Raw genomic sequence first — 23993 nt, 5'->3', positions numbered from 1 at the left:
CCAAGTGCCCGCGAACTAAAACCAGTTGCGCTGGTAGCCATCTAATGATCTACAGGGGGAATCCATTTCATAGAGTTCTGAACAATGATGAAAATGGAGTGCGATCAGTACTCCCTCACTCTCGCTCCCAAATTTGGCATGATTATTGCAAATTCTTCATCAGGATCGCAATTCTGCTCACCTCTGTGGAGAGCTGGTTTTTTTGCGGGGTTTCGTACCGGACGACAACCCCGAGCAGTTGCCTGAAAAGCTCCTAAAGTCCCCTCGTGTTGTCCCACACTCAAAAGGTGCTGGTATCCGCGCACGAGTGGCACCTACAGCTGATTTGGCCCTTCTCCTCTAAATGGGGGGGGGCTGGGGGGGGGATCCATTTGCGCTTCTCAAATGATTCTAATGTGCGCATTTCCTGGCCAAGTCGGAAGGCGGATTCTTCCACCCTGCTTCTGAGAGTTTCTGATTTTTTCTCAGAAGCAGGATCACCATTTGAGTTTCCTGGCCTGGTCGGACAGATACTAGTCGTGCGCGATTTTTCTCTCGTCAGCCAATTTTTTTTACTCCTGTCCGACCGGGCCAGGAAATCTCCCTTCAATCGCAAACACCCGCATTTACGCTCTTGGGCTGATCTGGTCAGTAGACACCTTTCTGGTACAAAATCAGACCGCTTCTGCGTACTGATTCACCCGTTCTAGCATGAACACTACTTGGCCAGCCTGAGCCTGATCGAACACGCCGAGTAGACCATGAGCTGAAATTTCAGTGAATGGGGCCTCAAAGAGCCGCTCTGTTTCCAGGTACCCATTGCTGCCCAAGTACTGCACAATCAGATCCAGGAAGCGGATCTGCTGAGCGTTCATTGATGGATTGTTGATGAAGGAGCTGAAGGCGTCCCTAACCGAACTGGCCTCCAGGCCGACAATGGAGCGCACGAATTTGCCCAGTGGCTGAATGCCGTAGGCTTTCTCAAATTGCTCACGGGTGCCGACCTCACCCTGATCGAAGAGCATGTTCTCCAAGTCCTGAAGCTCGGGCTGCCCAATGGGTTGATTGGTCCGGAGCTTGTGAATGGTAAGGTGGGTCTTGTTTTCTAAGAGAAACTGCGTGACACGCTTTCGGTAGGAGTCCAAATTGACTCCCTTGATGATCAGCGCCTTGGGTTCAGCTACGGTCATCACTTCGTCGTCCAAGCTCGTGTAGATGGGTGGCCGCTTGTCCGACTGAATGAAACGCATGAGCCCCCGAAGATCCTGACGCAGGTGCTCCAGCTTTGAAAGAGGCGTTACAGTCCAGTAAGATGTCCCTTGGACCTGTTTGATGAGGGCCATTTTCTCCCCTACTGTTGGGATAGAGGCCCGCTTGGACAATGAATCTGCCAGCGAGCGGGCTTCCTGCACCAAATGAGCTGGAAGACTGCCCTTCGTCAACATTTCCAGTTCCATGGTGTAGCAGAGCTGATCGAAACGCTTGGCCAACTCGTCCTGCTCCATTTCGAAAACAATGGGGGCGATGTGGTCGGCAAGTTCTTTGACGTTCAACTCGTTGATGGAGTTGAAGCAATGAATGTCCCGGTACTTCTCTACTGCCCGCCAGTGCTGACGCACGAGGAAGCTCTCATCTTCCAGCTGAACGACCTGTTTGTGGAGGTGTTCACGGAGCTCATCGGCGTACTGCTGGAAATCCTGCTCTGGGCGTTTTTGCAGGTGAAAGATCAACTTCAGTCTCTGCTCAAACAGGCGATGAGTGAGTGACTTGCCCTGCTTTGATTCATTCCCCTGGGGCTTCTGGTTGAAGAACTCGAAGTTCTCGCAGAAGTCGAAGATCAGGAAGTTCTCCTTGTCCTGGTCGTCGCCGAGAAGGCCAGGACACAGGCGGGTACCCCTCCCGATCATCTGCCAGAACTTCGCACTGGAGCGGATGGGTTTGTAGAAGACCAGATTGACGACTTCGGGCACGTCAATGCCGGTGTCGAGCATGTCCACGGACACAGCAATGTGAGGCGCTCCTTCCTTCTCCGAGAATTTCTTGATCAGGTCATAGGCGTAGGTTTCGTAGTTGTCGATGACCTTGCAGAACTCTCCCTTGTACTGGGGATACTGGGCATTGAATCGCTCCTCGATGAATTTGGCGTGGTTGTGACTGCGAGCGAAAATGATTGTTTTGCCAAGCCGGTCACCGCCAGCTACCTTGATGCCGTGCTGCATCAGGTAGGCCAGCACCTGATTCACGGTGCCCTCGTTGAAAAGCCAGGTGTTCAAGGCTTCGCTGTCTACCTCATCGGGGAATTCGCCGGTGAGGGGGTCGGCAAACTTCTCCTCGTATTGCAGCTTCTCGGCGGGAGAAAGCTCATTGTAACGGATGCCTTGACGGTGGAACTTCAGCGGGACGGACACACTCAGAGGAGGTACCAGGTACTCGTCACTCACGGCCTGCTCCAGCTCGTAGGCGAAGGTGGGCACTCCGGGTTCCAGACCGAACAGGTGGTAGGTGTCCCGGTCGCCTTCGCTCTTGGGCGTGGCAGTGAGGCCTACTCGGTAGCCGTCGAAGTACTCGAAGATGGCCTTGTAGCGGTTGTAGACGGAGCGGTGGATCTCGTCGAAGATGATCAGGTCGAAGTGACCTGGGCCGAACGTGCGCTGCTTTTTGTCATAGCTCTGGTCGATCAGGCCGATCATCGTCTGGTAGGTGCAGAACACGACCCGAGCCTGAGCATGCTCCTTCTCCCGCGTTAGGTCTACGGCAGGTAAATTCGGCAGACTCTTGGTGAAGGCATTTTTGGCTTGATAGATCAGCGCGTTGCGGTCAGCCAGAAACAGAACCCGTTTTACCCAGCCGGCTTTGCTCATCACATCAATGAGGGCTGCAGCTGTGCGGGTCTTGCCGGTGCCGGTGGCCATGACGAGCAGCGCTTCCCGACCCTGGCCTTCCAGTACCTTGCCCACACTGCGGATGGCTTCGATCTGGTAGTAGCGGTCGGCGATGGCCGGGTCAACGGGGGCATCGGTCAGCGATAGGCGGGTCGTACGACGCTGAATCAGGCGCTCTAGCTCATCCTTTTTGTAGAAACCGTGTACTCGCCGGGGCGGGTACTCAACGTCGTCCCAGAGCCACGTTTCGAAGCCGTTGGTGTAGAACAACACCGGACGCTGGCCGTGCATTTGCTCTAGGCAGTCGGCATAGAGCTTGGACTGGTGCTGGCCCACCTTGGGATCTTTGCTGGTTCGCTTCGCCTCGACCAAGGCCAGAGGCTTCCCGTTATCACCCCAGAGCACGTAGTCTACACGACCAGGGCCATTGTTGAGGCCATTGCCGGTGGGCATGCCCATGACCTTGTACTCCGCCACATTCGGGCCCTCTGGATCCCAACCGACCTCGGCCAGCTGCAAGTCGATGTAGAGCTTGCGGGTGATGGCCTCGTTGGGGTCGGCCGGGGGTGGGAGCTTCGCGTGTGACTCCTTGGCCGCTTTAACGCGGTCGAGTTCAGCTTGCAGCCGTTGGTTCAGCTCTTGGCTCTGCTGGAACGCTGCCTCGGCCTCCTGCATCTTCTCCTTGTACCGGATGACAGGTGCACCCTGGGATACCGCAGCCACATTGAAGGCCGGTACAACTACCCGCTCGGCGCGGTACATGTTCACTACCCACGCCGAGAAGCCGTGCATGAGCTGCAGGACGTGCAACGCCTGCTCTGGCTTGATGGTGAGCGTGCCGTGGGCCGCATCGTTGCCGAGCTTGCGGATGATGTTGGCTTGCGTGAACAAGCTCGGGGCCAGTAGCTCGCGCATCTTCGGCTGGTGTAGCAGCGAGTTCAGCGAGGTGTCAAAGGGCTGCTCAAGGTCGCCGTCGTTCTCGTACATCCACCGAACCCATTCCTCCAGCGACTTCCGGCACAACACCGCCGCGTAGGGTGCGGCCGTGTAAACGTGCTGTTCGGCTTGTTGCAGGGTCGGAGCTAGTGTGCTCCACTCGGTAGGTAGAAACGAGAAGTTCGAGGTCATGATGGAAATGCCATGTCTAGTGTAGACTCGAAGAGGTGGTGCGAGTATTCAACCGATTTCTTGGCTGTCTCCTTCATGTGAGCACAGCGGACCATCGCTCGCTCGAATTGCTGCTGTAAGTCCATTGGGGGAACCACGATTCTCAGTTCTGAGATGGTGCCTGTGTAGATGCCAGCTTGAGCAGACGAACTTGAGCCGTTGCGTATCTGGCTCTGCATGTAGTCCGTCTTGAAGAGATGGTGAAGAAATTGAGGTAGTACCTTCTCTCTAATGGGTTTGATGAGTGCTACGCTCCGAGCAAGACTGAATTCACCCATCTTTGGGACGAGTGACACCCTGCCGATAGTAGCTCCAACACATACCAGCAGCAGGTCACCTTCTTCAGGGTTGCACCTTTTGTAGATTCTACGGTGGTCTGACTCTGAAATGAAACTCATGTCGGATAGGTCCAAGAAAGAGTCTCTGATGTTTCTTGCCATCAAATACATCCATCCATCCTCCAACCGCTTGACGGTGCCATGCTCACCATCCGTGACCTTCGTCGCAACGTCACGGATACTACAGCCCGGCCAGTTTCTGTCGTTGACAGCTGGGTCGCCAAACATCTCGTGAAAAATGCTCTGCGCAAGCTCATCGTACTTCTGCAGCAATTCCTGGCCTTTGCGTCGGAGTGCGTCGGCCTTTTCAAGTGTGGCGACGATTTGGTGCTGCGTATCCAGAGTCGGTAGAGTGAAAGGAAGATTCTCAAGGAACAGCTTCGGTACTCTTTTCTGACCCCCACTGCCAGTCATGTTTTTGGTGCCCTCTGCAATGAATGCGGGTTGGCGCAAAAGGTAGTAGAGGAATTGAGGATGAACAATTTTCTCTTTTGCTCTGATGACGTGAAATTCAGTTGAGCCGAATCCGTGTTCGTGGTGAATATGCGCCAGTGCGACCTTGCCGTTTTCGAAACAAGGCGTGATTTTGGCGAGAAGTACATCGCCGCGTTGAAAGTACGTGAATCCTTTTCTGACTTCTTCAAGAGGGCGTTCCTTCTCAGTAGTCAAGCAGAAGTCGGTATCTGACACTGCTGCCATCGGCACAAACGAGACAGACGGGTATTGATTCACAGTCTTCCAATCAACTTTCGGGTTGATGTCTGCAACCTCGCCAAGAGTGACATGCCGGTAGTTCATCATACTGCGTAGTACTCTGTGACGAGAAGTGACTTGAGCCCTTCGAGCAACTCGCGTCGCTCCTCGTCGAGAGCCTCAATTTGGGCGATGATGAGCTCAGGATTCTCAAAATGTTTTTGCTCGTGTACTGTCGCCTTGTAGCGATTGATGCTCAAGTCGTAGTTGTTGCTACGGATTTCCTCCACCGGTACGAGAAAGCTCTTGGCGGTACGGGTGCGTCCCGCTTCGGCGTCGAGGGCATGCCAACGAGCCACCACATCTGCGGTGTCGTTCTCCGCAATCGGGTTGCGCTTGTCGTCGAGGCTGAATCCGTCGGCCTGCATGTCGTAGAACCAGACCTTGTCGGTGCCGCCCACGCCGGTTTTGGTGAAGAGCAGGATGGCGGTGCTCACTCCGGCGTAGGGCTTGAACACGCCCGAGGGCATCGACACTACGCCGGTGAGCATGTGCTGGTCGATGAGAGTCTGGCGGATGGTCTTGTGGGCCTTGCTGTTGCCGAACACCACGCCGTCGGGCACAATCACCGCGGCCCGTCCACCAAGCTGCAGTCCTTTCAGAATCAGTCCGAGAAATAGCAGCTCAGTTTTCTTACTGTCGATGATGTTGAGCAGCTTCGGGTCAACGGCTTCGCGGTCGAGCGAGCCTTTGAAGGGCGGGTTGGCGAGCATCACGGTCACCTTGTCGGTGAAGCTGGCGTTGTCCTCACTCAGCGCGTCTACCTGCACCAAGTTGGGGTTTTCCATGCCGTGCAGCATCAGGTTCATGGCCCCGATGCGAATCATGGTCGGGTCGAACTCGGTGCCCATCAACGTCTGGTCTTGGAAACGCTTCTGCACTTCGGGCTTGAGCAGCTCGGCGGCGTGGTGTTCGCGCAAGTACTCACCAGCGGCCACCAGAAAGCCAGCACTACCCGCCGAGGGGTCACAGATGATGTCGTCCGTTGAGGGCCTGACCATCTCCACCATCATCTTGATGATGTGGCGCGGGGTGCGAAACTGCCCGTTCTGGCCGGCTGAGGCAATCTTGCTCAGCAGGTACTCGTACACGTCGCCCTTGGTGTCGCGGTCGTCCATGTCGATGGCGCTCAGCATGTCCACGACCTGGGCCAGCAGGCGCGGCGTCGGAATCATGAAGGTGGCGCCCTTCATGTAGTTGGCGAAGGTGCCATCCTGAGTGCCCCGGCTCTTTAGGAAGTCGAACACGCCGCTCTCCCGTGTGAAGAGGCGGTACATCACATCGGGGTCGGTGTTCTTGAAGAAGCTCCACCGTAGCTCGTGTTCGAGTGGCAGGTAGATGGGGTTCTCGATGTTCTTGTGCAGGAACGCAGCCTTCTGCTCGCGCTGAGTGTGTAGATCATCCAGCCGACGGATGAACAACAGGTAGGTCATCTGCTCGATGACGGTGATGGGGTTGGACAGGCCACCCGTCCAGAATGCCTCCCAAACCTTGTCAATCTTGCTTCTTAGTTCTCCGGTAATCATGGTTCAATGTGTGCGAAAAGTGTTCCATTCGGCCGTCTCCAGCTCCATGGCGGCATACGCCTCGAAGACGTACAACTCTAGTGGGTTGTCAATTTCCACCGTAGCGACAGAAAGGCTGCGAAGATAAGCTTGTGCAAGATGGAAATGGTCACCGAAAGCGTAATCCAGCATTGCAGTCTTTCGCGTACCCAGCTTCGATCCATGGTGCTTTTTGGCCATGGAGTAGGCCAAGCTGGCGGCAAAATGGTCCTTTCCCATGAGGTGTTGCCGTAGCCGAACAATCACTCTACGGGAAATGCCCACGTAGATGGGCTTGCCCTTGTCGAGCAACACGTAGCACCCGCTAAAGTCAGCAGTGCGCCCGAGCGTCTTGGCAACGCGCGTTACTCCCTGCCCCGGCTGTGAGAAGATGGAAGTCGACCAAGGCTGCTGGATTGCAATGTGCAGTTTGCCCATGTAACTAGGCAGAATTGTAGCGGCCAACTCGGCGAACGAATGACTGCAGTTGTCGATGTGCATTCTGAGTAGACAGGTGGAAAGCTCCAATCTACTCGCCTCAAGTCACTCCACCAAAGCAGATTCTGCAGAAAGCTGCCGTAGCTATGTGGTAGCACAGCAGCTTTCTCAGAAAATCTAGAGGAGCTGGTCGAAAACAGCGTCCATCGTATCCGAATCAAAAGACCCCAGATACACGGCTGTCACAGCCTCTGATTTGTGTCCCATGGCCTCGCTGATCATGCCGGTGGTTACTCCTCCCATCTTCAAGCTGGTGGCGAATGAGTGTCGGGCCACATAGGTAGTCAACGGGATGTCGATGCCCACCTGAGGACCCAATTCCTTCAGATCATGGTTCACCTGACCCAGAATTTTGTGCAGGCGGTTCCTGATCTGCGTGGGCTTCTGGTGGAAATCGGCATCGAGAATCGGGAAGAGGTAGCTTTCTGGGTTGCGGTAGGTTGTAGGCCGGTAGCAATTCACGATGGCCTCAACCGGAGCCAAGAGCTTGATTGAGAACTTCCCGCCCGTCTTCTGGCGCTCGTAGCGGAGCCGCTGGCTCCCATCTTCTCCGACCTGAAGACTACGCCACCGAAGTTGGGCAAGGTCGACAAAGTTGATCCCTCCACAGTAGAAGGAGAACAGAAACACGTCCTTGGCCAGACGTTGCCGCTCTGTCTGGGGTACGAAAGATTCCAGCCGCCGAATGGCCTCTCGACTAATGGCCCGCTTGGTGGTGGACACGTCGAACTTGCCAATGCTGAACTTGTGGATTTCGGCTGCATTGCGGGCAAATGGGTAGGTGTCCGGCTTCATGAAACCCCCGGCGATGGCCTTGTTGAGCACTGCTCGTAGTGTTCGAAATCGAAATGAAAGGGTCGTTTCCTTCATGCCAGTAGAGCGCAAGACATTTTCCCATTTAGTACAGAACCTGACCGTGACCCGATCAAAGGGCACATCCGAAGTGCCGTACTCCTGCAAGACGAACTTTGTCAGTTGATTTCGCAGATCCTTGTAGGTGCCCGCATTGCCGATCTGGCCGGCTGCTTCCATGCCAGACATCAGCTCGTCCGTGAATGCCAACAATTTCACACGCCGTAGCGCCTGTCGTTCCCTGTTGGCTTCAGCCAGCACAGCGGACGCATCGTGTACTTCGTCCGCACCAGAGAGGGAATCTGCGGCCAGACTGTACTTGTCTTGCCACTTCTGCAGATCAACCAGCAGCTTCTCGTGTAGATCCAGCGGGTAGCTCCGGCGCACCTTCTGTTTTTCTGAATTCCAGTACTTGGGATGAAGTGAAAGACCAGTTGATCGGTAGATCTGCTTGCGGTCCTTGGTGATGCGAATCTGGAAGGGGTGAGAGCCATCAGCGAGTGTTTTTCCGGTCTTGTAGAAGACGCTCACCGTGGCTTTGCCCTCTTTGTGTTCGGTGGTTCGGCTTGTGGTCTGAGAACGTGATTTGCGGTGCATACAGTGGTGCATACAAACGCGAAGAAGGTGGGGCTCATCCGAAAAGGGCCAGCCCATGAAAGTGCACCCAGTGAGCAGAAACGCAGTTTGGATTGGATGCATCCATCCCGAATTCTGCTTCCCAAGCTGAGGGTCGCGAGTTCGAACCTCGTTTCTCGCTCATTCATAGTCAGCCACTTAGATGCAAATCTGGGTGGCTGACTTGTTTTTGGGCCCCACCTTGGTGCCTACAAGCTACGCCTCCCCATCCAGCTGCCGCTGCAACTCCGTCAGAAACAGGCCTACGTGGTAGCCGTCGGCCAGGCCGTGGTGAACGTTGACGGACACGGGCAGCAGCTGCCGTGGGCCCTCGGGGCGCAGGCGGCCGACCGATATTTTGGGGATGCTGTCGGCGGGGCGGGCGAAACTGCGGGCGTGGGTGAGGCCAGTGAACGAGAGCCAGGGCAGAGCCGAGAAGTGGATAACGTCGGCCCGGCCCGTTTCGGGGCTCAGGCGCAGGCCGCTGCTGTGGCGTACGGCTTCGGTTTCGGCGGCTAGGCCCTGGCCAAAGTTGTGCAAATCGGAGCTGAAGGGGATAAAGCTGAAAGCGAAGGTGTGGTCGGGGCGCGTGAGGATGGCCGACACGTTGATCTGGTCGTAACAATCGACCTGACCGTCGGGGCTGATGCGGTAGCGCAGGTTCTCCACGGTTTGCACCGCCGCCAGCGTGGCGTGCAGGTAGAGTTGGAAGAACGATACGCCCAGCTCGCGGGCGCGGAGGTAGGCGCGGGTAGCATCTACGTCGGCTACAAGGCCGAAAAAGGGCTCCTCAAATTGCGAGAAAAAGGCAAAATGCTCCTGCCGGTTCCAACCAGCCTGCTCGATGCGGTGTTTCATAGAGGCGCAAAGGTAACTTCGCGCCTCTCTTTGCCGCTAACTTCGCCCATGCCCGCTCCCCGCCTTATTGCTTTTGACGCCGACGACACGCTCTGGCCCAACCAGCCCCACTTCGACGCCGCCGAAGCCCGCCTCCACGAGCTGCTGGGCCACTACGGCACGCCGCAACAGTTCACCGACCAGTTTTTTGCGGTGCAGCGCCAGAACCTGCCGCTGTTCGGCTACGGGGCCAAGCCCTTCATGCTCTCGATGATTGAAACCGTGCTCCAGCTCACCGACGGGCAGATTACGGGCCAGGAAATCCAACACATCCTCGACCTGGGCAAGCGCCTGCTGGACTACCCCATCGAGCTGCTGCCCGATGTGGCCGACACGCTGGCCGCCATCAAAGCCCAGGGCCTGCCGCTGATGCTGCTCACTAAGGGCGACTTGTTCGACCAGGAAAGCAAGCTGGCCCGCTCCGGCCTCGGCGACCTGTTCGACCATGTCGAAATTGTAAGCGAGAAGAACGAAAGTGCCTACCAGCGCATCCTCGACCGCCACAACTTGCGGCCCGAGGAGTTCGTGATGGTGGGCAATTCGCTCAAGTCCGACGTGCTGCCGGTGGCCCGCTTGGGCGGCCACGCGGCCTACGTGCCCTACCACACCACCTGGGTGCTGGAGCGCGTGTCGGAAGCCGAGCAGGCTGGGGCTTCGTTCCGTGAGATGCAGTCGGTGGCCGAGGTACCGGCATGGCTGCGGGGGCTAGGAAGCTAATGTCAGCACAGGGTCGAATGAGCAGGCGGGCTCAATACAGCTCTAAGATCCCTATTTCATCAGCTGCATCCAGCGCTATAATTTCATCCACATGGCGAAGCAATAGCTCTGTAATGAAGGCAGTGGATTGGTTTCCAGTTCGCAGGAGCACTACTTTCGGCGGGAAGGGGTAGATAGCCGCCAGCCGATAAAAGTCTTCGTCATTGGTGATGATAAGCGCTCCGTTAACCCTCGCCCACTCCCATATTTCTTCGTCGGATGCGGGGGCTGCGAGTCCAGACCGGCTAACATGTAGTATCTCCGCCGCGCACCTGCCAATTGCCGGACCAACCGGTAGGATAAGTTGGCATCGAGCAGCCACTTCATGCCGCTACTTGCCGGGTGCGCCGTTCAATATTGGCCGCGAAAGCCAGCGCCGCCCTGATATGCACCTGCGTCAACTCCGGGAAGTCTTCCTCGATTTCCTCAAAGCTCATGCCCGAGCCGAGCCAGGATAAAATGTCCTGCACGGCAATGCGGGTGCCTATAATGCACGGCTTACCGAACCGGATGGCGGGGTTGAACTGAACAAGCGGGTGCATAGATTCCATAATTGAAGATACGAATTACTCCCGCTTCGTTTTCAGCACCTGTTTCAGCGCGGCCAACTCGTCACGGAGCTTGGCGGCAGTGAGGAAGTCGAGGTCTTTGGCGGCCGCCTCCATCTTCTTCTCGGTTTGCTTGATGAGCTTCTCCAGGTCCACCCGGTTCATGGTGGAGATGACCGGCTCGGCGGCAATGGCCAGCGTTACATCGGCATCGGCGCCGGCGTACACTGTGTTGTCCTGAATGCGGTAGTCTGAAAGGGAAGTCTGGCCCAGAATTTCGGCGTGGCTCTTGCGCACCGTGCGGGGCGTGATGCCGTGCTCCAGGTTGTAGGCAATCTGGGTGTCGCGGCGGCGGTTGGTTTCGTCGATGGCGCGCTGCATCGAACCCGTCATGCGGTCGGCGTACATAATCACCTTGCCCCGGTCGTTTCGGGCGGCGCGACCCATCGTCTGAATCAGGCTGCGCTGGTCCCGCAGGAAGCCTTCCTTGTCGGCGTCCAGAATGGCCACGAGGCTTACTTCGGGCAGGTCGAGGCCCTCGCGGAGCAGGTTTACGCCGATGAGCACGTCGATTTCGCCCAGCCGCAGCTGCCGCAGAATTTCCACCCGGTCGAGCGTTTTCACGTCGGAGTGCACATAGCTGGACTTAATGCCCAGGCGCTCCATGTACTTCTGCAGCTCCTCGGCCATGCGCTTGGTGAGCGTGGTCACCAGCACCCGGTCGCCCATTTTCACGCGGTTATCCACCTCATCCAGCAAATCGTCAATCTGGTTGGTGCTGGGGCGCAGGTCAATTACTGGGTCGAGCAGACCGGTGGGCCGAATGACCTGCTCTACCACCACGCCGTTGGCCTGCGTCAGTTCGTAGTCGGCGGGCGTAGCACTCACGAACACGGCCTGGCGGTACATGCTTTCGAACTCGTTGAACGTGAGCGGGCGGTTATCGAAGGCCGAAGGCAGGCGGAAGCCGTACTCAATCAGCGCGGTTTTGCGGCTCCGGTCGCCACCCCACATAGCCCGGATTTGCGGCATCGTGGCGTGGCTTTCGTCCACCACCAGCAGGTAGTCGTCGGGGAAGTAGTCGAGCAGGCAGAACGGGCGGGTGCCGGGCTGGCGGCCATCGAAGTAGCGCGAGTAGTTCTCGATGCCCGAGCAGTAGCCCAGCTCCCGAATCATCTCCAAATCGAACTCGGTGCGCTCCATAATGCGCTTGGCCTCCGAGTCGCGGCCTTCCTTCTCGAAGTAGGCGTGCTGCTGCACGAGGTCATCCTGGATTTCTTTGATAGCCTGGTTGAGCGTATCCTTGCCGGTCACGAACAGCTGGGCCGGATACAGGGTCACCGATTTCTCGTCGGCCAGCTTCTTGCCGCTGGTCGGGTCGATGCGGTGGATGGCCTCAATTTCGTCGCCGAAGAAAAACAGCCGGTAGGCATGGTCAGCGTAGGCCGGGTACACGTCCACGGTGTCGCCCTTCACCCGAAAAGTGCCGCGGGTAAACTCCACCTCGGTGCGCGAATACAGAATCTGCACGAACTGGTAGAGCAAGTTATTGCGCGAGTACCGCAGGCCGGGGGCCATGTAAATCACGTTTTTGCTGAACTCCTCAGGGTTGCCAATGCCGTAGATGCACGACACCGAGGCAATCACAATCACGTCGCGCCGGCCCGAGAGTAGCGTGGAGGTAGTGTGCAGGCGCAGCTTCTCGATTTCCTGGTTGATGGCCAAGTCCTTCTCGATAAACACATCGGAGGAGGCAATGTAGGCCTCGGGCTGGTAGTAGTCGTAGTAGCTGATGTAGTACTCGACAGCGTTGTTGGGGAAGAACTGCTTGAACTCGCCGTAGAGCTGGGCGGCCAGGGTTTTGTTGTGGCAGAGTACCAGCGCGGGCTTGCCGGTTTCGGCAATCACGTTGGCCATGGTAAAGGTTTTGCCTGTGCCGGTGGCCCCGAGCAGCACCTGGGCCGGCTCGCCGTTGTTAATTCCTTCTACGAGCTGTTTGATGGCCTTGGGCTGGTCGCCGGTGGGCTGGAATTCCGAGGTAAGCTGGTAGTTCATGCAGGCAAGTTAGGCAGCCTGTGATAACCGCTTTCCGGGGCCGTTGGTTCGTGCGGTTGGGCTAATAGCTTCTGGTAGCTTTCCTGCGGAGGTGCACGGAGGAAACGCAGAGCCGTCCCGGATGCCAAAAGCCCGCTTCTGCAAGTAGAAGCGGGCTTTTGACTGGCGCTTAGCGTCTGGAGGTCCAATCAAACCCAGGAATAGCCTAAGCGCTGGGCACTAGCAACGTGGCACTGAACGCTACCGCGGGTCGCGCCAGATAAGGGTGGGGGCGGTGGCGGTGGTGGCAAAATCGGAGCAGGCGCCGTCGCCCTGGCCGGTGGGGCCACCGGCGGCGGCACACACCACGTTGCCGCAGTTATCGAACAGATAGGCGTAGGCAGCCGGGCTGCCGCCGGTTACCAGGAACACCGTGCGGCCCTGGTAGGTGTATTGGGTTACTTCGGCGGCCGGTGTTTGCTTGGGCTTCTGCTTGAGTTGCTCGATGAGCGTCAGCGAAAAATTTCCCCCGCAGTTGAGCGTAGGCGACACATCGTCGGACGTAACCGAGCAGCCCGCCACACTCAGGGCCAGACCAAATGTCGTCAGCAGGAGGGTAAAACGGTTCATGGTGGATTTTGTGCTGAGTGGCAGGTGGCGGCCGGCCGGCCGACAGAATGGTAGGTGGCGCGAAGAACCCTGTGCGGCAGGCAGGTAATAGCGGCCTGCCTACGAAGCTACCCTTGATTCTTGATTCTGCCTAATGTTCTATCCGCCTATCTCCTATCCAATTCCTTGCCACTCGAAAATTTACTGCACTACCGACATCACCTTGGTGCTGCCGAACTCTACCGTGGCTTCTACCCCCACGCTGTAGGGGCGAGTTTGATGAACGGCGCTTTGGCTGGGGTTAGCGTTGAGCGGAGTGATAAACACCTCAGCGCTGGGGCCCACCGTTACGTTCCAGGTCGAAAGCGCGGGCTGGAAGCGCACGCCACCGCCGAGGCGGCCCGAGGCAAACAGCGTCCGATAGGGCGACTCCGACGAGCGGATGTCGTAGCTGCGGGTGGCATCGGGTGAGCCCTCCAGCTCCGAGCGACTGTTGAGCAGCAGGCTAACCACAGCGCCGGCTTTTGCATAGAGCGAAAGGCCCGTTTTGCTGGAACCGTAGCTAAGGCTCACGGGTACGGCTGCGGTGCGGTAGCGGTACGAGGTAGGCCGGGCCGGAGGGCCTGCGCTGCTGGTAGTAAAACCGGCACTGGAGTTTCGGTAGGTCTGCTGGGCGAAAATATCGGGTGCCTCGCTGCCCACCTGCTTGCCATCCAGGAAGCCAAACGAAGTAGCTGAAGAAGCCCGGCTTTCGGCCCATTCGGCTCCGGTCGTTACCGTCCAGCGAGGGCTGAGCTGGTAGGAGGCCGTGAGGGCTACGCGCTGGCTGGGGCCCGAGCGCAGGTTGCGACGGTACTCGCGCTCGGCATCCTCCTGGTAGTAGCTGCGCAGGGCGCTGGTTACGGGGTCAGTCTGGGTGCGGCCATCGGCCCGCGAGAAGTTGATATTGGGGTTGAACACGCTCAGGGCATAACCTCCACCCACGCGCAGGCGCTTCCAGAGCTTACCGGGGGCTTTCGGCGCGGGTTCAGGCGTAAAGTCGGTTCTTACCACCGCTGCTGCCGTAACTTCATCTGGTAGCAGCAGTAGCAGCCGGCGCTGGCCCGGGCGGCCCAGGCCCAGCGCATCGCGCAGGTTCAGGTCGTCAAACGATACCGCCAGGTTGCTTGGGTGGTCCCAGGCGGCGGCCACGCTCTGGCGCAGGCCCGGCAGCGTTGGCAAGCCATTAGTGGCGTAAGCGCCCCGGAAGGCCTCCTTGGTTCCGGCAAAAGTCGTTGCCAACTCGTAGTTGGTAGCGGGCTGACCCGTGGTACGCAGGGCGCGGTCGGGCCCATATGCGCCAACTGACTGCGTGGCGGCCTCATCGGCCGACAGTGTTGCCGCCAGTCCGGCCGGATGGTCGTAGCGGCCGGCTCCAATGCCAGCTCCAATGCCGGTTTCGGGCAGGGCCAAGCCCTGCGAAGAGGCGGCAGGCCCGGTGGTGATGGTGGCCAGTACGGGGCTGTCGGCCCGGCCCGACTGGGCCAGGTAGGCCCAGCTGGCCACGCCCAGCGCCAACACCAGGCAGGCGGCGGCGGCCCAGCGGTACACGGCGGCCCGCTGGCGGTACATGGCGTTCTGGCGGAGCATGTCGGTATGCTGCTGGGTTACCAGCTCGTGGTCGAGCTGGTCCCAGAAATTGGCCCGCGGGCGCACCTCAGCCTCGGCCAGCTTCTGCCGGAAAAGGTGCTCCAAGTCGCCGGTAGGGCGCTCGGGCTGGTGGTTGTCAAACGGGGGTTTAGCGGAAGCCATGAGGACGTTGCGCGTCGAGGCGCTCTATTTTGTTTTTCAGAATGGCACGGGCCCGCGAGTACTGCGACTTGCTGGTGCCCTCGGAAATGCCCAGCATCTCCCCGATTTCCTTGTGCCCGTAGCCTTCAATGGCAAACAGGTTGAACACCATCTGGTAGCGCGGGGCTAAGTCCTGGACCAGCCCGAGCAGCTCTTCGAAGTTGTAGTTGGAAAGCGTGAACTCCTCGCCGGCCAGGTCCTGGGGGTATTCGCCCCCGTCGCTGACTGCCACCAGCGGGGCGTTGCGGCGGTGCTGGCGCAGGGCCGCATTCACCATAATACGACGAATCCAGAACTCCAGCGGGCACTCGCGGCGGAAGCTGGCCAAGTTCTTAAATACGGTTATGAAGCCTTCCTGCAGCACATCCTCCGCCTCGAAGGTGGTTTGGGCATAGCGCAGGCACACGGCCATCATACGGCCCGCAAACCGCTCGTACAGGTATTTCTGCATGAGCCGGCTGCCAGCCAGACAGCCGTCGAGCAGCTCGCCATCGGAAAGCTGCGCGGGGGGCGTGAGCGTGCGGGTGGCCGTGGGGGCCGTAGCCGCCGCCGACCCGGTGGCCACGTGGGCACCCGGCAGCAGGCTCCGGAGGCTGCCAACCCCACTCAGGGCCGCCGACAGGGCACTCATTGAGCTTGCCGGCCAATGCGGAGGCCGGTTCCGGAGTAGAAAGCGTGCTGCATACGCAGTTAAGATAATAGGGGCGGAACGGATTCCGGCTAGTGGCCGGCTAAGTGCCCATAAGAGGACGAACAGACCGGCGGAGGTTGCATGGCCACCTGGCTATTTCCGAACCTACAAGATAAGTCTTTCGTCTTCATGTAGTTCAACCGGCCGCAGAAGCACTGCAACCTTTTTTAACTCAACGGCTATACAGTGGGCTGCCGGCGCAGTTCTTCACTTTTACACCCTCAATATCATACCACCCATGAAAACACTGATTCTGTTTTATTCGACTTATGGCCACGTGTACAAGCTGGCCGAGGCTGTGGCCGAAGGTGCACGGGAGGTTGAGGGAAATAAGGTCGTTATCAAGCGGGTGCCCGAAACGCTGCCGCGCGAAGTACTTGACAAAACAGGGGCTACTGAAGCGCAGAAGGCGTTCGACCATATTCCGGTAGCCAAGCCTTCGGAGCTGGAAGAGTACGATGCCATCATTATTGGTACGCCTACCCGTTACGGCAACGTCTGCGGGCAGATACAGGCCTTCCTGGACGGGACCGGGGCACTGTGGGCTGCTGGCAAGCTGGTGGGTAAAGTAGGAGGGGGTTTCGTGAGCACCGCCACGCAGCACGGCGGCCAGGAAACCACGCTGCGCGCGTTGCATACCGAATTGCTACACCTTGGCATGGTGGTAGTAGGCCTGCCCTACGCTTGGCAGGGCCAGATGGGCCTCCACGAAGTAACGGGCGGCACGCCCTACGGGGCCAGCACCGTGGCCGGCGGCCAGGGCGAGCGGCAACCCAGCGCCAACGAGCTGGAAGGGGCTCGTTTCCAGGGCCGTCACTCTTCCGAAATAGCCAAGAAGCTTAGTGCGTAGTTGGTAGGGCGTAGTGCGTAGTGCGTAGGCATACGCCCTGGACCTGACGAAGGGCCTTGTCGCGCCTGGACGAAAATCGTAACAACGACTCGTTCTGGTATGACAGGGCCCTTCTTTCGTCAGAATACGGCTGTCTGCCTAAGCACTACGCCCTATCAACCAAGCACTAAATCAAAGCTGATTATAGGCCTTAATCAGGGCGTTGAAGGATTCGCGGTAGGTGTCGCCGATGGGCAGCAGGCGGCCCGCCACCTGCACTTTGCCGCGCTCCACGTGCTCGATGCGGCTTAGGGCCACCAGAAACGACTTGTGGATGCGGGCAAACCGCTCGGGGGGCAGCACTTCCTCCAGCCGCCGAAACGACTGCAGCGTGAGTACCTTGCCCGTAGTGGTATAGAGCATCAGGTACTCCTTCATGCCTTCGATGTAGAGCAAATCGTCGAAGGCCACGCGCTGTAGCCGATGCTCGTTCTTGACGAACATAGCGTCGTCGGGGGCAGCGGCGGCAGGGGCCGATTCGGGTGCGGCTGGGGCAGGCGGCGTGGCGGCGGGCGCGGCTGCCATCAGCTGCTGGCGTACCCGCTGCACCGCCTGCACAAACCGCTCGAAGGCAATGGGCTTGAGCAGGTAATCGGCCGCGCTGAGCTCGTAGCTGCGTACTGCGTACTGGTCGTAGGCGGTAGTAAACACAATGCGCGGGCCGGGCTGGGGCAGCAGCTGGGCCAGCTGAACGCCCGTCAGCCGGGGCATATGAATGTCGAGAAACACCACATCCACGGGGTTGTCCTGCAGGAAAGCCAGCGCCGCCAGCGCATCATCAAATTGCCCCACCAGCTCCAGCCCTGGTACCTGGGCGCAGTAGTCAGCCAGCAGGTCGAGGGCCAGCGGCTCATCATCAAGAATTACGCAGGTCATGGGTGAGTTGGGGAATGACTTGGTAAGCAAAAGAACGGGTCATGCTGAGCTTGCCGAAGCATCTCTACCGCAATAGTAAACCTAAACGTCAGGATTGTCAGTGCGGTAGAGATGCTTCGGCAAGCTCAGCATGACCTATTCTCTACTGCCGCCAGTCAGGGCGTCGTCTCTACGGCAGCAGCACTAAGGTAACGCGGTGCTGCTCCGGAGTAGTCTGCACATCGAGGGTGTGGCGGTGAGGGTAGAGCAGTTCCAGGCGGCGCTGCAGGTTGGCCAGGCCCACGCCGCCGGGCTGCTGGGGCAGGGGGCGCTCGGCATCGGCGGGCGCCACATGGTTGAGTACCGAGAAGCGCAGCAGGCCATCGGCGGCCAGGTGCAGGGCAATGTGCACGGCCACGGGGCGGGCCGTCAGGTCGCCGTGCTTGAAGGCGTTTTCGACCAGCGGCAGCAGCAGAAGCGGCGCAATGGGGTGTACGCAGTCGGGGTTGGTGCCTGCTACTTCCAGCACTACCGCCTCCTGGGCCGAGGCCGGCAGCCGCAGCCGCTGCAAATCCAGAAAGCTGCGCAGGTGGGCCAGCTCGCGGCTCAGCGGCACGGTGTCGGTGCTGCTTTCGTAGAGCAGGTAGCGCATAATCTCGGCCAGCCGCAGCACCGCCTCTGGCGCCTTATCCGACTTGCGGCTCGTGAGCGAGTAAATGTTGTTGAGCGTGTTAAACAGGAAGTGCGGATTGATCTGGGTTTTAAGCATGGCCAGCTCCGTGAGCAGCTGCTGCCGTTCCAGCTCGCGGCGGTTGCGCTGCCCGCGCAGGTAGTCGTCGGTGATGCGCATGGCGGAGGCACTGCCGACAATGAACGCGCCCAGAATAGCCGCCGCAAACAACCGCATAGCCATATCCGGCGGAGAGGGTTTCTTAAGCTTCGCGACGTCGATTCTTATCGTGGTTGACTTGCCCTGGCGGCTGGGTGTCGGGGGCACTTTCTGGGTTGATACATGCACTCCGGATGGAAACAGCTGGGGCATTAGCCAGCCATTCAGGCCCAGGTAAGGCAGCAGCAGCAAGGCGGCCATCGGTATGTATTGTACCACCCGGCCGCGGCCCAGCGTGGAGGGCACCAGCCAGCGCCAGGTCAGGTAAAACAACATGGCGGCGCTCACGTCTTCGAGTAGCAGTCGGCCCAGCTGCGGCAGCAAAGGGCCCCACTCGGCCGCCGTAAGCGGGAACTGGGGCAGCTTTGAGACAATGTTGCTGATTTTCAGCCCGTCAATCGTCAGCAGCCACAGCCACAGCAGAATATGCACCCAACGCGGCACCCGGGTGGCCTCCGGGTCGTGGGCCGACCACTCGGTGGGCCGCAGCCACTCGCGCAACCGCGCCTGCCAGCTTCGCCACAGCGGTGGCCGGAGTGGGGCGGGAGCGGCAGGAGCAGGTGGTGGCAGAACTTCCATCCTCGAAAATAGTGCAACGACGGGCCGCTGGGCGGCCTTCTTCAATCAACCCCGCCAGCGGCTCCCTCAACGCCCCGGGCCGGCGCACCAACCCGGCCGGCCGGGGTAAGTGGTATTTTTCGGGGGTTGAGGAGAAGGAAAATGGGTTGCGGGGCCGAAAAGCCGTGTTGGTTGAATTGTCGGGGAAAGATATAGTGCTGCTGCTAGGTTTGCAGCAGTTCTTCCCGTTTCGCCCCGTTCAGCCCACCGCCATGAGTTCCGCCACCACCGCCCCGCTACTCGAAACCCACGACTTGAGCTTTAGCTTCGGCGCCCGTCCCATTGTGCACGAGCTGAACCTGCGGGTGGAGCCGGGCAGCATCTACGGGTTTCTGGGGCCGAACGGGGCGGGCAAAAGCACCACCATGCGCCTGCTGCTGGGGTTGCTGCGGCCCGCCGCCGGCACCGTGCGGCTGTTTGGGTACGATTTGGCCCGGCACCGGGTGGCGCTGCTGGGCCGGGTAGGCGCGCTCATCGAAAGCCCCTCGCTCTACGACCACCTCACGGGCCGCGAAAACGTGGAGGCCACCCGCCGCCTGCGGGGCGTGTCGGCCCACCGCACGGCCGAAGTGCTGGCCCTGGTAGGCCTGGCGGCCGATGCCCATCGGCCTGCCCGTGAATACTCGCTCGGCATGCGCCAGCGCCTCGGCCTAGCCCTGGCCCTGCTGCCCGACCCCGACCTGCTACTACTCGACGAGCCCACCAACGGCCTCGACCCCACCGGCATCATCGAAATGCGCGCGCTGCTACGGAGCCTGGGCCACGAGCACGGTAAAACCATCCTCGTCAGCAGCCACCTCATTAGCGAAATCGAGAAAACGGTCACCCACGTGGGCGTGATTCAGCGGGGGCGGCTGGTGTTTCAGGGCAGCCTGCCCGACTTGCAGCGCCTGCAAACCGGCCGCGCCCAGCTGGTGCTCGAAACCGAAAACGCCGATACCTGCCGCAACCTGCTACCGAACCTGTTGGGCGGGGCCACAGTGGCCGGTCCCGGCACCCTGCAACTGCCTTGGCTGAGCCGCGAGCAAGCCGCCGAGCTGGCCGCCGGATTGGTGGCAGCCGGTCAGCCGCTCTACGGGTTGCGCCAGGAGCAACCGACCCTGGAAGACACTTTTCTGCACCTCACGGAAGCGGTGAGCGAGTAAAGTAGCGCTCAGCATGACTGTCTGCTTTTGTCTGTCAACTTACCACTTCACTCATTCACCGATTCACTCATGGAATTCACCCTGCCCGTTGCCCCCGGCCCGTTTACCCAGCTTGGTCGCGTTCTGGTTGCCGACACGCTGAAACTGCGCCGTACGGCCGTGCTGTGGCTGGCGCTGGGCGGCGGGGCGCTGCCGGTGCTGCTCAACTTTCTGATTTTTTACTTCAAAGGGCAGCACCTTATCAAGCCTGGCCAAAACCCCTGGCCGCAGTATGTGGGCATGAGCTGGCAGACGGCTTCGGTGCTGCTGCTGCCCCTGTTCGTGGTGCTGCTGAGCGGGCTGGTGGTAAACCTGGAAAATCGCGGCGGCTGGCGGCAGCTGCTGGCCCAACCCGTGAGCCGCGGGGCCGTGTTCGGCAGCAAGCTGCTGCTGCTACTGGGATTGAACGCGCTGGCCCAGGTGCTGTACGTGCTGCTGCTGCTGGCCGTAGGGGTGCTGCTGGGGTGGCTGCGGCCTGAACTGGGTTTCCAAAACCACAGTATTAGTCTGCTGCCGGTACTGCGGATGCTGGGCCACACCTACGTGGCGACGCTCGGTATTCTGGGCATTCAGTACGCGGTGGCGCTGGCGTTCCGGGGCTTCGTGGGGCCGCTGACGGTGGGCATCGGCAGCATCGTGTCGGCCCTGACGCTGCTGCGCTGGGAGCACATCGACCTGGTGCCCTATGCTGCCCCCACCCGGGTACTGCGCCTGCTCGAAGGTAACAAGCAACTGAGCGTAGCCGCCGCGCTTTCGCCGGCCGAGTGGTACTCGCTGGGCTGGTTTGCGCTGGCGGTGCTGGTGGGCTACCTGCTGCTGCTACGCCGCCCGGTCACGGACTAAGGTCTGGGCGGCTACGGCGGCCCACTTGTGGCATTCTGCGGCGCAATCGGGCCTTCTGCAACCTTGCTTCTTTTTCTTCTTCTATTGGCGATTCTCTGCCACTTCCCATGAAACACGCTACTCCTCTGGCCCTGTTTGCGGCCACCTTGCTTACCGTTCCGGCCCTGGCCCAGACCGGCCCGCCCGCCGGCCAGCGGCCCGCCGGTTCAGCGCCTGCCGCCGCCCCGGCCCGGCCGCTGCTGCCCACCGCCAAAGGCACGGCCCGCCTCGAAGGCACCGTGCTCGATGCCACCACCAAAAAGCCCGTGGAGTTTGCCACGGTGGCCCTGCTGCCGGCCAGCGGCGCCACGCCCATTGATGGCGCGGTGTGCGACGAGAAAGGGCGTTTTTCGCTTAAGGGGCTGGCTGAGGGGCAATTCCGGCTGCAGATCAGCTTTATCGGCTACGCGCCCCAGACGGTGCCGGTAACCGTGAGCGGCGGCCTGACGACCGTGCCCGTGGTGCGGCTGGAATCGACGGCTCAGAAGCTGGGCGAGGTGACGGTAACCGGCGAGCGGGACATCATCGAGACCAAGCCTGACCGCATCGTGTACAACGCCGAGAAGGACATCACCAACAGCGGCGGCACGGCGGCCGATGTGCTGCGCAAGGTGCCGCTGCTGAGCGTGGACCCCGACGGCGGCCTGCAGCTGCGCGGCTCCAGCAATATCCGGGTGCTCATCGACAACAAGCCTTCCTCGGTTGTGGCCACCAGCGTGGCCGACGCGCTCAAGCAGATTCCGGCCGACCAGATTAAGAGCGTGGAGGTGATTACGACGCCCTCGGCCAAGTACGACGCCGAAGGCACAGGGGGCATCATCAACATCATCCTCAAGAAGAACAACCTGCAGGGCCTCAACGGCTCGGTGGGCCTGGCCGGCGGCAACCGCAGCTCCAACGCCAACGGCTCGCTCAACTACCGCAAGGGCAAAATCGGCATCAACAGCTCGTTGAGCGGTTTCGCTTTCTACAGCCCCAACCGCAACGACCTGACCCGCACGCGCAAAGACGGTGGCCGGGAGCTGCAGGCCGTGCGCCAACAGGGCGACGGCAACACGGTGGGCGGCGGCGGCTTCGGCCGGCTGGGGCTCGATTACGACCCGGCCCCGTTTCATAACCTGCTGCTGAACGTGCAGGGCAGCCTGTTCCGCAACAGCGGTAACTACGAGCAGTACAACAACACCCTGCTGCCGGTCCCCAACGAGTTCATCCGCGACACCGACCGCAAGTTTCGGACCCAGAGCTACGACATCAATGGGGGCTACACCCGCACGTTTGATGGGCAGAAGGGCCGCGAGTGGAGCGTGTTGGGCCAGCACACCCGCAACCGCAACGAGCAGGACTACAGCCTCGACCAGTTTGCGGGCAACACCACGGCCAACGAGGCCAAGAACTACCGCGAGGCCGGCAACAATCTGTCGCGCAACCTCGAAACCACCCTGCAAACCGATTACGTCCAACCCTTTTCGGCCACCACATCGGTTGAAGCGGGGGCGAAAGCCATTCTGCGCCGCGTGAGCAGCATTTACGATGTGCTCAACAGCCCCAGTCCCACGGTGCTCGACCCGGCTTTCAACCCGGCCCGCTCCAACCAGTTCGACTACGACCAGGATGTGCTGGCCGGCTACGCCAGCTACGGCTTCTCGGCTTCCAGCAAGCTGAGCTTTAAGCTGGGCACCCGCGTAGAAAACACCCGCGTGCGGGGAAGCTTCCAAGAGAGGCAGGGTGCGCCCGGCGACCTGCCCGGGGTGCGCCAGAACTACACCAACCTGCTGCCGAACCTGAGTCTGAACTTCCAGCCCAAAAACGAGAAAAAACCCGGCGAATCGGTGCGCCTGGCCTACTCGCGCCGCATTCAGCGCCCCCAGATTTTCTACCTCAACCCCTTCCGCAACACCTCCGATACGCTTAACGTGAGCTTCGGTAACCCCGATTTGCGGCCCGAGCTAACCGACAGCTACGAGCTGAATTACACAACGTTTGTGAAGGGCTCGGTGCTGAACCTGAGCGCCTACGTGCGCCGCACGGGCAACGCCATCGAAAGCTTCCGCGAGGTGAAAAACGGAGTTAATCTCCAGACGTTCCGCAACATCGGCCGCAACGCCACCTACGGCGGCAGCGTGTTCGGCTCCATCAAACCGCTGAAAGACTGGAGCGTGAGCGGCAACGTGAACGTGTACTACGTGTCGCTCAAGAGTCCCGGCCTGGGCTTCAACAACAGCGGCGTGCAGTACAACCTGAACCTGAATTCGAGCTACAAATTCGAGAAGGGACTGAGTCTGCAGTTCTTTGGGGGCCTCAACTCGCCGCGGGTGCAGTTGCAGGGCAAGCAGGCCGCCTGGACCTACTACTCGATGGGCCTGCGCAAAAACCTGCTCAAGGATAAAGCCGACCTCACGCTGAACGCCGACAACTTCTTCTCGGCCACCCGCAACCTGCGCAGCACCCTCGAAACCGACCAGTTCCGCCAGGAAAGCAACAACTACCTCTACCTGCGCGGCGTGCGGCTGGCCTTCAACTACCGCTTCGGTAAAGTAACCAACCAGCCCCCCAAGCGCCGTCGCGGCATCCAGAACGACGACACTAAAAGCGGCGGCGACGGCCAGCAAGGCGGCCAGCAATAGGGAATTGGGCAGAAAAGTAGCGTCTTAACTTTACTGGGATACCATTACTCCTACATTTA

At 59.8% G+C, this 23993-nt stretch carries 19 protein-coding genes; 5 read left to right on the top strand and 14 right to left on the bottom strand.

The genetic code is table 11. The features are described from left to right. Window positions 1–653 precede the first annotated feature (653 nt). The 6 genes from D0N36_RS00960 to D0N36_RS00935 form a co-directional block, all read right to left on the bottom strand. Window positions 654–3989 (bottom strand): DEAD/DEAH box helicase family protein, encoded by a 3336-nt coding sequence (locus D0N36_RS00960; RefSeq protein ID WP_116939182.1) that lies wholly within the window; start codon window positions 3987–3989, stop codon window positions 654–656. Further along, on the bottom strand, window positions 3986–5167 hold the full coding sequence (locus D0N36_RS00955; protein ID WP_116939181.1) for a restriction endonuclease subunit S: 1182 nt from the start codon (window positions 5165–5167) through the stop codon (window positions 3986–3988). Before D0N36_RS00955 ends, D0N36_RS00960 begins: the two co-directional genes overlap by 4 nt. After that, window positions 5164–6645 (bottom strand): type I restriction-modification system subunit M, encoded by a 1482-nt coding sequence (locus tag D0N36_RS00950; protein WP_116939180.1) that lies wholly within the window; start codon window positions 6643–6645, stop codon window positions 5164–5166. The genes D0N36_RS00955 and D0N36_RS00950 overlap by 4 nt, the downstream gene beginning before the upstream one ends. A gap of 3 nt (window positions 6646–6648) precedes the next feature. After that, window positions 6649–7164: a GIY-YIG nuclease family protein gene (locus D0N36_RS00945; RefSeq protein ID WP_116939179.1), complete on the bottom strand. Its 516-nt coding sequence runs from the start codon at window positions 7162–7164 to the stop codon at window positions 6649–6651. 114 nt (window positions 7165–7278) lie between these two features. Continuing rightward, window positions 7279–8610, bottom strand: a complete 1332-nt coding sequence (locus D0N36_RS00940) for a site-specific integrase (RefSeq protein WP_116939219.1) — start codon at window positions 8608–8610, stop codon at window positions 7279–7281. A 234-nt stretch (window positions 8611–8844) separates the two neighbouring features. Further along, a complete protein-coding gene (locus tag D0N36_RS00935; RefSeq protein ID WP_116939178.1) occupies window positions 8845–9486 on the bottom strand; it encodes a CatA-like O-acetyltransferase in 642 nt (213 codons plus the stop codon). A 48-nt stretch (window positions 9487–9534) separates the two neighbouring features. On the opposite strand from D0N36_RS00935, the gene D0N36_RS00930 reads away from it, so the two are divergent. Further along, window positions 9535–10242, top strand: coding sequence for an HAD family hydrolase (locus tag D0N36_RS00930; RefSeq protein WP_116939177.1), 708 nt, complete (start codon window positions 9535–9537; stop codon window positions 10240–10242). A 31-nt stretch (window positions 10243–10273) separates the two neighbouring features. On the opposite strand, the gene D0N36_RS00925 is transcribed toward D0N36_RS00930, so the two are convergent. The 6 genes from D0N36_RS00925 to D0N36_RS00900 all read right to left on the bottom strand — a co-directional run bounded on the left by D0N36_RS00925 (window position 10274) and on the right by D0N36_RS00900 (window position 15933). Next, window positions 10274–10603 (bottom strand): DUF5615 family PIN-like protein, encoded by a 330-nt coding sequence (locus D0N36_RS00925; protein ID WP_242478751.1) that lies wholly within the window; start codon window positions 10601–10603, stop codon window positions 10274–10276. Between the two features lies 1 nt (window position 10604). Next, window positions 10605–10823, bottom strand: coding sequence for a DUF433 domain-containing protein (locus tag D0N36_RS00920; RefSeq protein ID WP_458692959.1), 219 nt, complete (start codon window positions 10821–10823; stop codon window positions 10605–10607). A gap of 24 nt (window positions 10824–10847) precedes the next feature. Beyond that, window positions 10848–12884, bottom strand: a complete 2037-nt coding sequence (gene uvrB / locus D0N36_RS00915; RefSeq protein WP_116939175.1) for an excinuclease ABC subunit UvrB — start codon at window positions 12882–12884, stop codon at window positions 10848–10850. Between the two features lie 240 nt (window positions 12885–13124). Next, window positions 13125–13493: a DUF6970 domain-containing protein gene (locus D0N36_RS00910; RefSeq protein WP_116939174.1), complete on the bottom strand. Its 369-nt coding sequence runs from the start codon at window positions 13491–13493 to the stop codon at window positions 13125–13127. Between the two features lie 180 nt (window positions 13494–13673). After that, window positions 13674–15263: a hypothetical protein gene (locus D0N36_RS00905; RefSeq protein WP_116939173.1), complete on the bottom strand. Its 1590-nt coding sequence runs from the start codon at window positions 15261–15263 to the stop codon at window positions 13674–13676. Then, the gene (locus D0N36_RS00900; protein ID WP_116939172.1) at window positions 15250–15933 is read right to left on the bottom strand and encodes an RNA polymerase sigma factor; all 684 of its coding nucleotides are present in this window, start codon (window positions 15931–15933) and stop codon (window positions 15250–15252) included. The genes D0N36_RS00905 and D0N36_RS00900 overlap by 14 nt, the downstream gene beginning before the upstream one ends. Window positions 15934–16231: 298 nt before the next feature. Between D0N36_RS00900 and wrbA the strand changes: the two genes are divergently transcribed. Continuing rightward, the gene (wrbA, locus tag D0N36_RS00895) at window positions 16232–16843 is read left to right on the top strand and encodes an NAD(P)H:quinone oxidoreductase (protein ID WP_116939171.1); all 612 of its coding nucleotides are present in this window, start codon (window positions 16232–16234) and stop codon (window positions 16841–16843) included. Window positions 16844–17014: 171 nt separating this feature from the next. Here wrbA and D0N36_RS00890 read toward each other — a convergent pair whose 3' ends face one another. Next, window positions 17015–17758 (bottom strand): LytR/AlgR family response regulator transcription factor, encoded by a 744-nt coding sequence (locus D0N36_RS00890; protein WP_116939170.1) that lies wholly within the window; start codon window positions 17756–17758, stop codon window positions 17015–17017. Window positions 17759–17927: 169 nt separating this feature from the next. After that, a complete protein-coding gene (locus D0N36_RS00885; RefSeq protein WP_116939169.1) occupies window positions 17928–19205 on the bottom strand; it encodes a sensor histidine kinase in 1278 nt (425 codons plus the stop codon). 11 nt (window positions 19206–19216) lie between these two features. Between D0N36_RS00885 and D0N36_RS00880 the strand changes: the two genes are divergently transcribed. From D0N36_RS00880 to D0N36_RS00870, 3 genes are all read left to right on the top strand, one after another. Then, on the top strand, window positions 19217–20389 hold the full coding sequence (locus tag D0N36_RS00880; protein ID WP_242478749.1) for an ABC transporter ATP-binding protein: 1173 nt from the start codon (window positions 19217–19219) through the stop codon (window positions 20387–20389). A gap of 69 nt (window positions 20390–20458) precedes the next feature. Further along, window positions 20459–21271: an ABC transporter permease gene (locus D0N36_RS00875; RefSeq protein WP_116939168.1), complete on the top strand. Its 813-nt coding sequence runs from the start codon at window positions 20459–20461 to the stop codon at window positions 21269–21271. Between the two features lie 107 nt (window positions 21272–21378). Beyond that, window positions 21379–23934 carry a TonB-dependent receptor domain-containing protein gene (locus tag D0N36_RS00870; protein WP_116939167.1) on the top strand — a complete coding sequence of 852 codons (2556 nt, stop codon included), beginning with the start codon at window positions 21379–21381 and terminating at the stop codon, window positions 23932–23934. Window positions 23935–23993: the final 59 nt, after the last annotated feature.

It is taken from the genome of Hymenobacter lapidiphilus, from assembly GCF_003417065.2.
Classification (GTDB): Bacteria; Bacteroidota; Bacteroidia; order Cytophagales; family Hymenobacteraceae; genus Hymenobacter.
This window is presented reverse-complemented; position numbering and strand designations above follow the sequence as displayed.